This is a genomic window from Bartonella sp. MR100HLJHH (assembly GCF_042194215.1).
GTDB lineage: Bacteria > Pseudomonadota > Alphaproteobacteria > Rhizobiales > Rhizobiaceae > Bartonella > Bartonella grahamii.
Map to the genome: position 1 here is coordinate 59079 of NZ_JBHIMR010000008.1, position 16291 is coordinate 75369.

14 protein-coding genes are annotated in these 16291 nt (G+C 34.5%); 4 read left to right on the plus strand and 10 right to left on the minus strand.

Annotated elements, in window-relative coordinates; translation table 11 throughout:
- The first annotated feature begins 9 nt into the window (after nucleotides 1-9).
- The 4 genes from ACFIJ7_RS06170 (at nucleotide 10) to ACFIJ7_RS06185 (ending at nucleotide 2981) form a co-directional block, all read left to right on the plus strand.
- Nucleotides 10-1236: a UbiH/UbiF family hydroxylase gene (locus ACFIJ7_RS06170; RefSeq protein ID WP_375644827.1), complete on the plus strand. Its 1227-nt coding sequence runs from the start codon at nucleotides 10-12 to the stop codon at nucleotides 1234-1236.
- Between the two features lie 325 nt (nucleotides 1237-1561).
- Nucleotides 1562-1906: a hypothetical protein gene (locus ACFIJ7_RS06175; RefSeq protein WP_375644828.1), complete on the plus strand. Its 345-nt coding sequence runs from the start codon at nucleotides 1562-1564 to the stop codon at nucleotides 1904-1906.
- Nucleotides 1884-2240 carry a hypothetical protein gene (locus ACFIJ7_RS06180; protein ID WP_375644829.1) on the plus strand — a complete coding sequence of 119 codons (357 nt, stop codon included), beginning with the start codon at nucleotides 1884-1886 and terminating at the stop codon, nucleotides 2238-2240. Before ACFIJ7_RS06175 ends, ACFIJ7_RS06180 begins: the two co-directional genes overlap by 23 nt.
- Nucleotides 2241-2453: 213 nt before the next feature.
- Nucleotides 2454-2981 (plus strand): superoxide dismutase family protein, encoded by a 528-nt coding sequence (locus ACFIJ7_RS06185; RefSeq protein ID WP_375644830.1) that lies wholly within the window; start codon nucleotides 2454-2456, stop codon nucleotides 2979-2981.
- A 572-nt stretch (nucleotides 2982-3553) separates the two neighbouring features.
- On the opposite strand, the gene ACFIJ7_RS06190 is transcribed toward ACFIJ7_RS06185, so the two are convergent.
- From ACFIJ7_RS06190 to ACFIJ7_RS06235, 10 genes are all read right to left on the minus strand, one after another.
- Nucleotides 3554-4510, minus strand: a complete 957-nt coding sequence (locus ACFIJ7_RS06190; RefSeq protein WP_375644831.1) for a COG2958 family protein — start codon at nucleotides 4508-4510, stop codon at nucleotides 3554-3556.
- Between the two features lie 444 nt (nucleotides 4511-4954).
- Nucleotides 4955-7705, minus strand: a complete 2751-nt coding sequence (locus ACFIJ7_RS06195) for a DEAD/DEAH box helicase (RefSeq protein ID WP_375644832.1) — start codon at nucleotides 7703-7705, stop codon at nucleotides 4955-4957.
- 21 nt (nucleotides 7706-7726) lie between these two features.
- Entirely contained in the window at nucleotides 7727-9169 is a 1443-nt protein-coding gene (locus ACFIJ7_RS06200; RefSeq protein ID WP_375644833.1) for a site-specific DNA-methyltransferase, read from the minus strand.
- A 6-nt stretch (nucleotides 9170-9175) separates the two neighbouring features.
- Nucleotides 9176-9367, minus strand: coding sequence for a hypothetical protein (locus ACFIJ7_RS06205; RefSeq protein ID WP_375644834.1), 192 nt, complete (start codon nucleotides 9365-9367; stop codon nucleotides 9176-9178).
- Between the two features lie 83 nt (nucleotides 9368-9450).
- Entirely contained in the window at nucleotides 9451-9852 is a 402-nt protein-coding gene (locus ACFIJ7_RS06210) for an SUF system Fe-S cluster assembly protein (RefSeq protein ID WP_375644835.1), read from the minus strand.
- Nucleotides 9852-11090, minus strand: coding sequence for a cysteine desulfurase (locus tag ACFIJ7_RS06215; protein WP_375644836.1), 1239 nt, complete (start codon nucleotides 11088-11090; stop codon nucleotides 9852-9854). Before ACFIJ7_RS06215 ends, ACFIJ7_RS06210 begins: the two co-directional genes overlap by 1 nt.
- A 10-nt stretch (nucleotides 11091-11100) precedes the next feature.
- Nucleotides 11101-12363 (minus strand): Fe-S cluster assembly protein SufD, encoded by a 1263-nt coding sequence (gene sufD, locus ACFIJ7_RS06220; RefSeq protein ID WP_375644837.1) that lies wholly within the window; start codon nucleotides 12361-12363, stop codon nucleotides 11101-11103.
- A gap of 11 nt (nucleotides 12364-12374) precedes the next feature.
- The gene (gene sufC / locus ACFIJ7_RS06225; protein ID WP_375636107.1) at nucleotides 12375-13130 is read right to left on the minus strand and encodes a Fe-S cluster assembly ATPase SufC; all 756 of its coding nucleotides are present in this window, start codon (nucleotides 13128-13130) and stop codon (nucleotides 12375-12377) included.
- Nucleotides 13131-13289: 159 nt separating this feature from the next.
- Nucleotides 13290-14801 (minus strand): Fe-S cluster assembly protein SufB, encoded by a 1512-nt coding sequence (gene sufB / locus ACFIJ7_RS06230; RefSeq protein ID WP_375644838.1) that lies wholly within the window; start codon nucleotides 14799-14801, stop codon nucleotides 13290-13292.
- A gap of 192 nt (nucleotides 14802-14993) precedes the next feature.
- The gene (locus tag ACFIJ7_RS06235) at nucleotides 14994-16139 is read right to left on the minus strand and encodes a cysteine desulfurase family protein (RefSeq protein ID WP_015856378.1); all 1146 of its coding nucleotides are present in this window, start codon (nucleotides 16137-16139) and stop codon (nucleotides 14994-14996) included.
- Nucleotides 16140-16291 lie beyond the last annotated feature (152 nt).

Here is a 16291-nt window from a genome sequence, read left to right on the forward strand (position 1 = left end):
CAAATCGTTGTGATATTTGAAAAGAAAGAGCATAAAGATATTGCTGTTATTGGTGCAGGTCCTGTGGGAATGTTGTCCGCACTGAGTCTTGCACATGAGGGGTTTTCTGTTTTTCTTGTTGGCCCCCCTGCTCATACAGATGAATTACGGACAACTGCTCTTATGATGCCTGCAGTACGCATGCTTCAAAAACTCAATATTTGGAATAATATTCAAAAATATGCTGCTTCTTTATCCTACATGAGAATTGTAGATATAACTTCTAGAATTGTGCATGCTCCTACGGTGCATTTTTCTTCTGCTGAAATTGGTGAAAAAGCTTTTGGCTATAATATACCTAATGTAAAATTGAACAGTGCTTTAGTCGATGCTGTTACACATACGCCCAATATTACAAGATTTGTTTCGGCAGCCAAATCTTTTCATCACACAAAAAACCATGTATGTATTACTCTTGCTGATCATAGAGTCATTCAAGCACCACTTGTTGTTGCTGCTGATGGACGTCACTCTCTTACACGTGCCGCAGCAGGAATAAGTGTCAAACAGTGGAATTATCCACAAAAAGCACTTGTTCTCAACTTTTCTCATGAGTTTTCTCATCAAAATACATCAACCGAATTTCATACAGAACATGGTCCATTTACACAGGTTCCTTTACCAGGGCGAAGATCTAGTCTTGTATGGGTTGTTCATCCTTCTCGTGCTGAGGAATTGTTGAATATAGAACCAAAAGAAATTGCAAAAATGATCGAAAACCAAATGCAATCAATGCTTGGAAAGCTAAGCTTAGAAACATCAATTCAAGCATGGCCGCTTTCAGGACTTCTTTCTTATCATTTTGCTGCTAATCGAACAATTTTAGTGGGTGAAGCCGCTCATGTTTTCCCCCCTATTGGGGCACAGGGATTGAATTTAGGATTCCGTGATGTCCAAACTTTGATTGATATTTTACTCAATAAAATGTCCAATTCTAACTCTGAAATGATTGTTGCGCATTATAACAAATGCCGCAAACCAGATATATTAATCCGAAGTGGAGCTGTTCATACACTTAACTCTGCTCTACTTTCTCATATGTTGCCTGTTCATATGATACGAAGCGTTGGGCTTGGTTTGTTACATAGTTTTTCACCATTACGTAATTTATTTATGCGCGAAGGAATGTATCCCGGTTGTGGATTCAAGGAAATTATGCAAATATTTCCAACAAAATCATCTAAACAGCTCTACTGAGCAATAATGGATAATAACGTAAAATAAACAAATAATAATAAGTGAATAAGGTATCAATAACCACAGAAAAATTATTTATATTTGAGCTTTTGTAATAAAACATGTAAAATTAGTAGTACTATACATCATTTTTTATTAAAAATTATTATATATATTTAGCATACTAATATAAAATAAGAAAATAAATAATAAAAAACATTTTTATTTAATCAATAGAGTTTCAAAACTTTTTATCATTAAGTATATTATTAAAAATAAAATCATCTTGGGAACTTGTTAGTAACACAGAGGTTAATGAAGTGTTGTTTCAACAAATGGTGACAAGATGAAACTAAATAAATTTTTGAAATTAAGTATTTTTTTTATAATGATTGTATGTGTCTCGTTGACAGTCACTACTTCAATCAGTGAGGTTTTTCATCTTCCTTATTGTCAAGCCTTTACCTATAGCTCTACTCAAAATATCACTAAAATAGGTCAGAACTCATTTACTGCTTCACAAGTTAAAAATTGTCTTATGCAAAATGGTTTTGAGAATATTAAACGATTGCGTTTAGATGACAAAGGCATCTGGCGTGCTTTAGTAAAATTTAAAAAGTCCCATTTTTTCGTATCCGTTGACTATTCAGGAACAGTTAGCATTCAAAATGAAAGAAAAAAATATGATTGATTTTAAAACTTACAGCAACGTTTTTGTTCATAGCTGTAAGGAAAAAAAATTAAAAAAGTGCTGCCATTCTATTAAAGAATTTGCTTTCATTGGCGGTTTAAATGGTAGCATATCAGGAGCTATCGCAGCAACTCTTGCAACTTATGGTTATATTGCTCTTCCAGGATTTGGTCCAGTTATCGCAATGGGTATAGGAGTAGCACTTTCTGCCGGAATGATAATAGGAACACTGATAGGATCAGGAATGGGAGGAAGTGTTGGTATATGCTGTATTTTATGGGAAATTTATATGAATCATAATAATTCTTTCTCTTGTAAATTTCATAATGAATAAAAATTTTTCGTCATTTTTTCTATGAAAAATAATTAAGTCATCAACAAATTATATGTTCTGTTTTTGATGAAATAATTATCGTGTTATAAATGAAATAATATTTCTATGTAAATTATTTTTCTTAAATTTCAATTTAATACAATCATATATATTTAATAATATAGATTATTTTTATAGATAAAATTTATTTAAATATAAGTATAAAGGAATTTTATGAAAAAAATATTATTATCATTATTGGTTTTTATGGCATTTTTAATTCATAAAAATTCTGCATTAGCACTATCAACACAAGTAAATATTTATAAATTAGAATATAATAATTCAAAAAAGGCTATTGGTAGCATTAAAATTGAAGAAAACACATACGGTTTGATTTTTATCCCTAATTTATCTACTTTATCAGAAGGGATGCATGGTTTTCATATACATGTAAATCCTTCATGTGATACAAAAGATGGCATAATTGGTGGAAGCGCAGGTGGACATTATGATCCGGAACATACCGGAAAACATTTAGGACCTTATAATGTCAATGGTCATCTTGGTGATTTACCAGCACTTTATGTTGATAAGCAAGGGTATGCTATGATGAGCGTTCTTGCTCCACGATTAAAAAAAATCTCTGAAATTAAAGGGCACTCTTTAGTCATTCATTTAGGAGCAGATAATCAATCAGACAAACCATTACCGCTTGACGGAGGTGGTGCGCGTTTGGCGTGCGGTATTATTGAAAAATAAAGAGAATATTGTGGCAAACTGTGTGAATATTTTATAAGAGTAAAGTTTTTTTTGAATGTTTAATTTGGATAACAAAAAACTTAATAATAATCAAAACGAAAAACAATGAAAATTAAAGAAATAGTAGTGTATATTCTCCGTAAGAAGACTTCAATATGAGGAAGTAATATTTTCAATATTTGATGTAAACAAAGCAAGAAAATTGCATTTCACTTTCTAAAATATCAAATTTGTAATAAATTATAATTATTAAGTCTAGTATCTAATGTAATTACGCCTCACGTACAAAATAGAACGGGTCTAAAACGGAATTTTTACTCTTCCCCTACTCAAGCCCACTCATGAGATGCATGCAAACAATTTTGATTGATACAATATCAATATAAGGTGGTCTTAAAAGATTGAATGCTAGGATATTTACCCCCCTCATTTAAGTTTAAAACAAATGAATAATTATCATTATAAATCAATATATTATATCAATATAATAAGTCAAATAAAATAGTTAGAGTAATTTTTTATCACTCTGAAAAAAAGGCTTTTAAACAATAGAGTCTTTTTTAAAATACCTCTCATGGATACATATGATCCCAGTCTAGTGGACGCATCTCGCCAGTTTGATAAAATTGACGAATGAGCTTAATATAATCAAGAAAGTCTTTGTTTTCCTCCACTAGTCTATTAGCAGTATCCCAGTCAATATCACTACGTTCTTTGGCAGGAATTAAAATCTCACTCTCGGAAGAGTTTTCCTTATTAAGTCTTATAAATCCAACTCCATGCAAACTTGAAAGCATTCGAAGCTCTTTTAATGTATCAACTCCTTCAATTTCACTAGCAACTAAATAACTCAAATTAGCCCATGACGAATTACTAACTGTTTGAAAAAATGCTTTTCGTAAATTTGAACGATTGATGAGAATTTTTACTTCAAAAGACCAAAGCTTCGTTTTTTTATCAAAATATTGCAAAACACAATCTTTGATTTCACGATTCCATTCACTGCTTAAATCTTGCATTCCTACGAGATCTGGATAAAGCCATTTATTTCCGCCTGCACCATGTTTATTACGAGAACATTTCTCATTAATGCGCTTGCTGTAAACTGCAAGCTCTGACCATAAAAATTTAGATAATAACGGATAAAGATCATGCTCTTTAACAGAGCCATCTTCTGTTCTACTCTTTGCATTGTCCTCTGCTGCATCAATGTCCTCTACTGCATCAATTTCAGCACTATCTGTTTGTTTAGTAAAATAATATTGCCGTGGTCGTCCTTCAGTGGTTTTAATTTCTGAATAACGTTTTTGTAACTGAGGGCGTCCTGCTCCTATTTCAGCAACAATTTGCTGAATAAGAGCTGCATCACTATTAAGGGGAGTAATTATTGCCGTTGAATGCTTTTGTTTTTGACGGCATTTTTCTGGGTAATTTTCAAATATCCATTGAGCAATTTCTCGAGCTGTAAATTTTTTTGTCGGGTTTTTCTTTAAAAAATTAAAAACAGTGTTTGTTAAATTCAAAGTCATATGAAAAACTCCCCCCTTTTATCCTCTGGGTATTTCATTATATTCAGGTTTTTTAAATGAAAGAACAATAAACTATTTAAGTTTTTTAAAAAAAGCATATTTATAAAATTACCCAATGAAATTAAAATATTTTTTTTAATTTGTGACTATAAACTCAAAGATCTTTTCACATAAGGAAAGTAAGATTGTACTTTTATCAAAAATTGTAAATGTGCTAAAAATCCCCATAAAAAATCATAATCTTGTGTAACTTTTCTATACATTTTTCCTTTTATTTTAATGTTGTTAGAAAAAAATATTAATTTTATGATTTAAGAACCCATTAATACTTTTAAATTAATGATGCGATAGTGCAAAAAATTAAAAATAATTATTCAAACATTTGATTGAACCTCACATCTGTCAATTAAAAAACTTATGTGTTTTATTTTTGACGCAAATAAGTTATGAGCTCTCAAGTATAGATTCTGCAATGGTAAACTCTGCACACAAACCTTCAAAACTACTATTTGCTTTAATAGCATCATGGGGAATAAGAATATAATACCATTTTTTACCGCCAGAAGTAGCCGCATAGCGCGTTGCATGACAACACCATTGAACTGCAGCTTCTCTCTTTTTTAACACAATAGGATTTTGCATTTCAGAGGTTTTTTTAGGCTCACAAAGATATTTGGCATCCTTCGTTTCTACAACAAAGTCCGGTTCATAGATTGATCCTTTATCATATTCTATCTTGAAAAAACCTCGAGCGGGTTTCATCCATTTCAATACTTGTACATCATCCTCTAATATTTGAGCAAATCGTAATTCCCCTTCTACTGAATCAAACTTTTGTAAAGGATAACAACATTTTCTAAAGCCGCTGAATACAAGTTTTTTAATATCGCTTTTAATGGCAGGAATATTACGAAAATCAAGAGGAGACGTCCCTTGCGGCAACACATAATGGATAGGTGTTAAAGTTGTAAAACCTCGTGTCACTTTAACCTCATAATCTTTTTGTGTTTCCCATTGATGTTCTCTTAATTGCGCAACAATAAAATTAGTAAGCTTATTCTGATAGTGAATTAATACGTTTTCAACAGCTGTATCATTGGGTAAATAAGATCGGAAATGTTCTACCATCTGACCAGCTAATTTTCGTAATAAGAGCGTATGGCTATCATAATCGATAAAATCATTATCAATTAAACCACGAATGATGTAGTTTTCAAGATAAGGCTCTTTGACATATTCATTCTTAGAAGTGAGAAAAATACTTTTATGGGTACGCAATTCTCGAATTAAAAGTTCTTTACTAACAGGTTGCAAATTTAAGCTTTCTAGATTTTTCAAATCGAAATCAGAAAAACCATAAGTCACGTCACGCGAAGGTATGAATACAATATTAGGAATATCTATCATCAATTCTGCTAATTGTTTTGTCAAAATTGTAACCACTTTTGATACAAGAGACTTTTGTGATGAAGGCTTAATATTCATAACTTTATTAGCAATTTTTTCTTGTATCGGTGCAGAATAAAGCATTTGAGAACTTGGCAATTTATCATTCTCTTTGATAAGATCCCACGCGATCGCTGCAATTTCTTGCTCTTCAGGCGTTAATGTAGGGGAATCTGTATTACGTAATATGATACCTTGTAAATCAGATGCTCCATTTATATCGGAATTACGTGTTACCATCGTTTGCATCAATAAAGCTTCTACTTGACATGGAACTGTCACTATATCTGTCTTTTCAGAGGGGATATCCCCTCCTGTTCCAATCTCAATATGCTTTTTTATAATTGAGTTTGGATCGTTTGCACGATCAATAATATCTTGAAAACGATCATGCGCAATAATTGTTAAACGATCAATAGCTTCCATGCCTGTTCTATACCCATAAGGCAAACGCAATCCACGCCCAATTGTTTGCTCTGTTAAAATTTCTGAAGCCGATGCACGCAACGGTACAATAGTATAGAGATTAGTAACATCCCACCCCTCCTTTAATTTATTAACGTGAATAACAATTTCCGTTGGCTCATGAGGATCCTCAATAGCAATAATTTTTTGAATATTTTGATCTTCTTCTATATTTGACTGTTTTGTATGAATCTCTAAAACTTTTCCCTTATAAGCCCCTGCAAAAAATTCATCTGATTCCAATAAATTCCGTAGTTTTTGTGCATGATTTGTATCTTGAGCAACAACTAAAATAAAAGGCTTAACGAACTTTTTGTTATAATCTTTTGCATAGACAATTAAATCTGCTTTCACATTTTCATGGGCATGAATTGCATCTTGTAATTTGATATGTTCTAATTGCTCAGATGTATGATTTTGAGCTTGAAAATCTTTACGTGTAGCAACAGCAGGTTCTTTTACAAAACCATCCCTCATCGCCTCTGCAAGTGAATAACTATAGACAACATTTTTAAAATCTACGGGTTTTGCACCTATTGTTTTTGGTGTCGCTGTAAGCTCTATTCCTAAAACAGGTTTTAACTCATTAATTGCCGCTGCACCAGCAGAAGCACGATAACGATGTGCTTCATCCATTAACAAAACTAAATCAGGAAGATTTGCGAGATAATCAAAATAACTTTCGCCAATTGTCTCTTGTAAGCGTTTAATCCTCGGCATACTAGATTTTAGTGCGCCTTTTTTATTATCTGTTGTATTAATTTTAGAAATATTAAAAATATTGATAAAAGCCGTATCTCTATTCTCAAACAAACGCTTTTGTCCTTGAAAATAGTGTTCATCAGCGCGAATACCTTTACCACTTTCATAATCTTCACCTGTAATAATAACGGGTCTATTGGCAATAAATTCACTCATTCCACTGAAAACATACTTCGGACTTTGGGGACTAAAATCCTGTTTTAACTTTTCATAAATAGTCAAATTTGGCGCTAAAACAAAAAAATGGCGACTGCGACCTGTTAAATAAAGATAGCTGATAAAAGCACCCATAAGTCGCGTTTTCCCACCCCCCGTTGCTAAGGCAAAACAAAAAGAGGGAAAGTTTCGTTCAAAATCTTGTACAGAAGGATAAAGATTTTTTATCACTTCTAACTCTGCAACCAAATCAGCATTTTTAGAAAGCTCTATATTTTCTAAGATTTTTACCAAAATATTTAAAGATTCACGTTGAGGATCACGTAACGATAAGCGAGCAGAAATCCTTTTTTCAATAGTGTTCATGAAAAACTCCGCTTTTATATACTATTCAAATAAATCTAATTCTGCTTGCACAATATCTTTATTTTTGTTGTTTTCTTTTACCACAATCACTGGTTCAAGATTGGCTACATTTAAACTGTAATCGTCCCTTCCCCATTCGCATTTTTCTAATACTGCACGGGGGATTTTAGTGAGTGTCAGATTTTCAAAGGATGCTGATTTTGTATCAAAGGCTGTACCACAAATCAGCAACGTGCGATGAGAGCCTACCTCTTCACTCATTATACGGAGTTGTTCATGGGTCATAGCGCTTGTTGTGACATAAATATAATCTGTTTCGGTTGAATACCCTTGCATCCAATAATGATTTTCATCAGGTGCGTAGGTAAATCCCATATGTTTGCACATTGCTTCTGAAAGCATCGCAGCATTATATTCGCGACTAATAATCCATTGTCCCCATGGATCTTTTTGTAACAGAGAAGGTGCAAGGCGATAATAGCGAAATCCACCGCCACCTTGCCAATTGACACTTTTGGAAATTCCCCCTTGATCAGTTCCATCAATGACTTGTTTTAAACGAGGGATAATGTGGGTGTGACAATGCTCACCAAGTTCAATCATAATCCACTTTCTTCCCATTTTATGGGCAACAGCACCGGTTGTGCCAGAACCAGCAAAAGAATCCAGTACAAGATCACCGGGATTAGTGGCAAGTTGAATAATGCGTTCCATTAAACGCTCAGGTTTAGGAGTTGTAAAGACACTATCAGAATTGAAGACTTTGGCTTCTTTTTTTGCATCTTGATTATGGCCAACTTCCTGATAAGGCCAAATGGTCATTGAAACCATACCATTTTTTACCTCTGATAAAAAACGCTTCATAGAAGGAACATTACTTCCTGTTGGACCAAACCAAACACGATTATCTTTCAATAATTCAAAGAATTTTTTTTCATTCATAGCCCAACTTCTACCATTAGGGGGCATCACCTTGCGTCCAGAAGGTGTGATGATTTCATAAATGTCCTTAAGCGTCACTCTTTTTACGGATAGATCTCCAGATTTCCAAGGACCGCGAGGATCATTATCAGGGTTTTTATAGCGCGCATCCATATCGCTTGAACGAGGAAGCAATTGAGGGCGCCAAACAGTTTTATCTTTAGCATAAACCATTACAAAATCATGGTTGTCTGAAAGCCACTTTGCATCATTTTGTGGAGCATATTTTTTTTGCCAAATGATATTGTTTATAAAATTTTTTCGACCAAAAATTTCATCCATTAACACTTTAAGGTAAGCTTGCTCGTCATCATCAATTGATATCCAGATACTTCCATCATCTGCCAGTAAATGATGTAACAATTCTAGCCTGTCTCTCATAAGGCTTAGCCATAGGGAATGCTCTAAACCATCTTCATAATGTTCAAAGGCATTGCCTGTATTATAAGGTGGATCGATATAGATGCATTTTACCTTCCCCATATATTCTTATTCAAGCGCTTTGAGTGCGAGCAAATTGTCACCAAAAATAAGTTTATTATCAAAAATATCTTGGGATGATATTTGATGCGAAGCGTGATAAGATTTTTCAAGATCTTCTAATAAGATACGAGGCTCTAGTTTTGGGCGTTTTTCTTTTCCAATCCAGTTAAGTTCTAATTTTTGTTTATTATAACTCATGCGATTGTCCTTAAATTTAAACGCTTGTGAAAAGTAAACAGCTTATTCATGAATGGCTAAATTAGAGTCTCTTAACAATATTTTTAGTACCATCCGACAGCAATTTGAGCTTCTTCTGACATACAATCAGGTGTCCATGGTGGATCAAAAGTCATAATGACTTCAACATACGAAACCCCTTCAACTGCACTGACTGCATTTTCTACCCACCCCGGCATTTCACCAGCAACAGGACATCCCGGTGCTGTAAGAGTCATTTCAATTTTTACTGAACGATCATCTTCAATATCAATACGATAAATCAGTCCTAGCTCATAAATATCAGCAGGAATCTCTGGGTCATAAACTGTTTTGAGAGCAGCAATAATATCATTCGTCATACGATCAATTTCATCTGCTGGAATCGCTGATACATAAGACTTTTTATTTTCGCTTACAGTTTCAACAGATTCTGTAGAATGACGCTCTTCAATTGATTCAGCCATTAAAAAAATGTCCTTGTTTCTTTCAATGCTTCTACTAATTGATCTACATCTTCTTGAGTGTTATACATGGCTAACGATGCCCGACAAATAGATGTTAGACCAAAGCGCTGTAATAAAGGCTGTGCACAATGGGTTCCCGCGCGTATTGCAACTCCTTTTCTATCAATAAACATAGCGATATCATGGGCGTGAATCCCTTCAATTGTAAATGATATAATAGCTCCTTTATTGGGAGAATGACCATAAATACGCAATGACTCAACAGTTTTAAGTTTTTCCTGCGCATAAGCTAAAAGGGACCTCTCATGGGCATGAATCGTGCTACGACCTTTCTCTTGTATATAATCAATAGCCGCAGTTAATCCAATAGCTTCAACAATAGGAGGAGTGCCTGCTTCAAAACGGTAAGGAGGAGCATTATAAAAAACCTTATCGGTTGTTACCTCCTCGATCATTTCCCCTCCTCCTTGAAAAGGACGCATTTCTTCTAATCTATCTTCCTTACCATACAAAACACCAATACCAGTGGGACCATAAAGCTTATGACCTGTAAAGACATACCAATCACAATCGAGATCTTGCACATCAACGGTTAAATGTACTGCTCCTTGAGAACCATCAACAAGAACAGGAATAGAATTTTGATGTGCTAGCTTAATAATCTCTTTAACAGGAGGCACAGTTCCTAATATATTGGACATATGCGTTATAGCAACAAGCCGCGTTTTTTTGCTTAAAGCCTTTTGGAAATCTTCAATGTGCAGAACACCATTTTCATCGACAGGAACAAAAATAAGTCTAACACCTTTTTGTTCACGGAGAAAATGCCAAGGAATAATATTTGAATGATGTTCCATGATCGTTAGAACAATCTCATCACCTTCTTTGAGTTTGGGCATAGCCCAACCATAAGCAACGGTATTAATAGCTTCTGTTGCATTTTTCGTAAAAACAATTTCTTCAGCTTTTTGAGCATTTAGAAAAACACGAACGGTTTCACGAGAATTTTCATATGATTGTGTTGCTATGTTGGCTAAAAAATACATTCCCCTATGCACATTAGCATAACTATAGTGATAATAATTATTCATTGCATTGAGTACTGACATTGGTTTTTGGGCAGAAGCACTACTATCAAGATATGCTAATCGCTTTCCATAAACTTGATGGTGCAAAAGAGGAAAATCACGCCGAATTTCTTCGACATTATAAGTAAATGTTTTTACGTTATTTTCCATTTTTTCTACCTTAAACATTTTTTTCAAGCCATTTACTAATGATATTCTCCAAAGCAATTTGAATATTATCTTGCTTGATCTCATCAATGAGCTCAGAGATAAATCCTTTAATCAAAAGTGCACGAGCCGTTTTAAATGGGATACCACGCGCCATAAGATAAAAAAGATAATCATGATTAATATTAGCAACTGTTGCACCATGACCGCATGCAACATCATCAGCAAAAATCTCCAGTTCAGGCTTTGCATTAAATTCTGCATCATCTGAAAGAATAAGGCTATTACAAGCCATGCGTGCATCTGTTTTTTGCGCTTTTTGAGACACACGTATTATTCCTTGGAAAACACCAACAGCCTTATCTGTGACCACATTGCGTATAATTTCGGTTGATGTTGATTTTTCTTCCACGTGACGAACAGTCATTGTAAGATCACTATGTGTTTGTCCTGATAATAAATTTATAACGCGTAATTGAAAATCAGATTCTTCTCCCTGTAATTCAATATCGACTTCTTGGCGATTTAATTGGCTCCCTATATTAATGACATAAAGTGATAACTTCGCTCTTTGATCAAGAACAGCACAAAATCGACCAAATTGTGTAGAATTAAAATCACGATTGCGAATGAGAATCCACGTAACATCGCTATCAGCAGCAACATTTAATGAAAATATTGAACTGATAAAGGTATCTTTATCATTGCCAATCTGATGTTCAATAAACATAACTTGACTATTTTTATCAATTTTTATATCCGAAAAAATATGAGACTGTCCCCCCATTTGTATATTTTGTAATTCAATGGGTATATTTAACTTTGTATTTTCAGGGATGTGAAAAAGCCAACCATCTGTAACAAAAGCTGTATTTAACTGTCCAATAAAATCCTCATCAGAAATGTTTTGATTTATCTGTACAGAATTATCTTCTAATGCGTCTGAAAGGCGTTTTACTGTAATATTATCTACCTTTGACTCTATCGATGTTTTTCCATTGTTTATGGAGAAAACAGCACTTTCTGAAAGCAAAGAATCAACCAATTGATTGTTTTGAACTTTTGAAAAATTGCTAATAGACTTCAGTAAGGTACGCAGATTGGTATAATGCCAGCTTTCGATTTTACGGGAAGGAAGCCGTGTTGTTTGAAACTGCTCAATAGTTTTCTTGCGGATTTCCTGTACAGCTTTATCACCAGGTAAGTCGTTTACATACTGATTGAAATTACTGAGTATATTTTCTTCAACTGCTAACAAGTTTTGCTGTGTATTCATATTCAATAACCTCAAACCGCTTCCCTGATAAGATCAGCATACCCATTTTGCTCTAAATAAAGCGCTAAGGATTTATCTCCGCTTTTGATAATTTGTCCTTTATAAAGAACATGTACCGTGTCAGGAATAATATAATTAAGCAGCCGTTGATAATGGGTAATCACCAAAAATGAACGTTTTGAATCCCGAAGTTTATTAACACCATCTGCAACAATTTTTAATGCATCAATATCTAAACCAGAATCCGTTTCATCTAAAATGCAAAGTCTAGGTTCAAGAAGTGCCATTTGTAAAATTTCAGCGCGTTTTTTTTCTCCACCTGAAAAACCTACATTTAATGGACGCTTTAGCATATCCATATCTATTTCAAGTTTGGCTGAAACTTCTTTAACACATTTTATAAATTCAGGAATTTTAAGCTCTTTGTCACCACGCGCTTTGCGTTGAGAATTCATCGCAACTTTTAAAAATTCCATCGTTGCTACCCCTGGTATTTCCATTGGATATTGAAATGCAAGAAAAACACCATATGTAGCACGTTCTGCTGGATCCATTTCTAAAAGCGATTTTCCATTATAGAGAATATCTCCTTCTGTTATTTCATAATCATCACGACCAGCAAGCAAATAAGACAAAGTTGATTTTCCGGCTCCATTTTGTCCCATGATAGCGGCAACTTCTCCATCTTGAACTGTCAAGTTTAAACCACGAATAACTTCTGTATCGGTCCCAGCAATACGGGCGTGCAATTTTTTTATCTCTAACATAATTTAATCCTGTTTTGGCTGTTTTTCAGATACCAATGCGTATTATTTTGCCTTAGCATCCATCTACTTTTGTAATTACCATAGAGGTCATTTTTAGCATTATTTGCTACTGTTACAGCCCTTTTACATCAAGTCTTCTATTTATCTAATTACAATAAATTATCCAACACTACCTTCAAGGCTGATACCAATAAGCTTTTGTGCTTCGACAGCAAATTCCATGGGAAGTTTTTGAATGACCTCTTTTACAAAACCATTTACAATTAATGCGATAGCTTCTTCTTCGGGAATTCCTCTCTGCATAACATAAAAAAGTTGGTCATCAGAAATTTTTGATGTTGTGGCTTCATGTTCAAACTGAGCTGTTGCATTTTTTGCTTCAATATAAGGAACTGTATGCGCACCACAATCATTTCCGATTAACAAACTATCACATTGCGTAAAATTACGCGCATTTTGTGCTTTTCGATATGCTGTAACTTGTCCTCGATAAGTGTTATTTGAAAAACCTGCAGAAATGCCCTTGGAAATAATACGACTGGATGTATTTTTTCCCAAATGAATCATTTTTGTACCGGAATCAATTTGTTGATGACCGTTTGCAACAGCAATAGAATAAAATTCTCCACGCGCATTATCACCACGGAGTAAGCAGGATGGATATTTCCAAGTAATCGCAGAACCAGTCTCAACTTGTGTCCATGAGATTTTAGAGCTATCACCTCGACAATCTCCACGCTTCGTCACAAAATTATAAATACCGCCCTTTCCATCTTTATCGCCAGGATACCAGTTTTGTACTGTAGAATATTTAATCTCTGCATTTTCAAGGGCAATAAGTTCAACGACAGCCGCATGAAGTTGGTTTTCATCACGTTGGGGTGCTGTACACCCTTCAAGATAAGAAACATAGGAATCTTCAGCGGCGATAATCAATGTTCGTTCAAATTGGCCAGTGTTGCGTTCATTAATCCTAAAATAAGTTGAAAGCTCCATAGGACAACGAACCCCTTTGGGAATATAAACAAATGAACCATCTGTGAAGACAGCTGCATTTAAGGCCGCATAATAATTATCACTTATAGGTACAACTGTTCCTAAATATTCCTTAATAAGCTCAGAATGTTCAATAATCGCCTCTGAAATAGAACAAAAAATCACACCAGCACGTGCCAGCTCTTTTTTGAATGTTGTTACAACAGAAACAGAATCAAAGACTGCATCAACAGCCACCTGCCCCGATACAGACATACTGTCATCGAAAGTAGAGGGATCAGACTGTTTTCTTACTCCTGCCAAAATCTCTTGTTCTTTAAGGGGAATGCCAAGTTTTTCGTACGTTGCTAATAACTCAGGATCCACTTCATCCAAAGATTTTGGTCCTGTATGATTTTTTGGAGCAGCATAATAATAAAGCTCCTGAAAATCAATTTTAGGATATTCAAGACGCGCCCAATGAGGCTCTTGCATTGTCAGCCAACGTCGGTAAGCTTTTAAGCGCCATGTTAGCATCCATTCAGGCTCATGTTTTTTAGCAGAAATAAATTTGATAATATCTTCATTTAAGCCTTTTGGAGCTTTATCTGTTTCAATATTGGTTTCAAATCCATATTTATATTGGTCAACATCTATTTCACGTACTTGGCGTATTGTTTCTTGTACTGCCGGCATCAATTTTCTCCATTTTTTGGCGTCAAAAACCGGTAACTATTGGCGTCAAAAACCGGTAACTAAAAGTCTTGTTTTTTACAAGATTAAAGTAGCAAGTTATTTCCTAGGCTATAGGTAAAGTGCAAAAATTTCAATCAAACTTATCTTATTATTTAAAATAATTCTAATTTTATAACTTTCTGATGATAAATCTTACCCTTTTTTCTTGCTTATAATTTGAGAAAAAAACGATAGAAAATCATCAATATCCTCAGAAGTTGTGTCCCGCCCTAGCGAAATGCGAATGGCACCATTTGGAACATGATACCCCATTGCCTCCAACACTTTGCTTTGTTTTACTTTTCCCGAAGAACAAGCCGAGCCGGATGATATAGAAAACCCTTCTAAATCAAAAGCAATTTGCATCGTTTCAGCTTTTATATTTTTCACGGTAAAGTAAGTTGTATTTGGCAAACGTTGAACTCTTTTGCCAAAAATTTCAACATTTTTACTTATTTTTTGTAGTCCATCTTCTAATTTATTGCGTAAATATATTAACTGTTTTATTTCTTCCTGTGTGAAACAATCAGCCATTGCTGCCCCAAAAGCAGCAATAAGGGGCAATGCTTCTGTTCCTCCACGGAGACCTTTTTCTTGTCCTCCCCCAATAATAAGAGGTTGTGGCATAAGAAGATTACCACATGAAACAAAAGCACCTATTCCTTTAGGACCACCAATTTTATGTGCAGACAGTATAAAAAAATCTCCTCCTAGCTGATTAATATCCACGAAATTTTTATCGACATATTGTGTCAAATCAACAATAAGAGTACCTCCTAAATCCCGAACAATAGCGGCGATTTCTGTTAACGGTTGAATAACACCCGTTTCACTATTTGCAGCTTGAATAGCAACAAGAGGTAAACCTTTTGTTTTATCGTGAACCGTTAAGAGTGATGTTAATTTATCTTGTTGAATGAGCCCATCTTGATCAACAGCAATGACGCTTATCAATTCTTTAGAAAAACGCCCTCCCTCTGCAACAGAGGGATGTTCAGTCGCTCCAAGGTAAAGATGAGAAAATTGAACTTTTGCATTCCCCATATTGTAAAAGGGTGTTAACAAAGTCATCGCTGCTTCACTCGCACCAGAGGTAAATACCACGTGATCTGGATCTGTTTTAAGATTTTCAGCGATTTGTCGACGTGCCTTTTGCAACAAGGTTTTAGCCGCACGCCCTTCCTTATGAACCGATGATGGATTACCAAATATCTCTAAAGATTCCACTAACGCCATCCGTGCCATTTTTTTGAGCGGTGTTGTTGCGTTATGATCAAAATATCGGCGTCTTATAACCATTTTACATCGCAATCATTAATCTTATGAATTGATTAAAAAAAATAGCGCAATTTTCTTGAAAAGTGCACTAAAAAAAGAATATCTAATAATTATTTAAGAGATTCTATGGTAAAAGTCGACCAAGGTCAATGAAAGCCTTTTATTGCATTTAA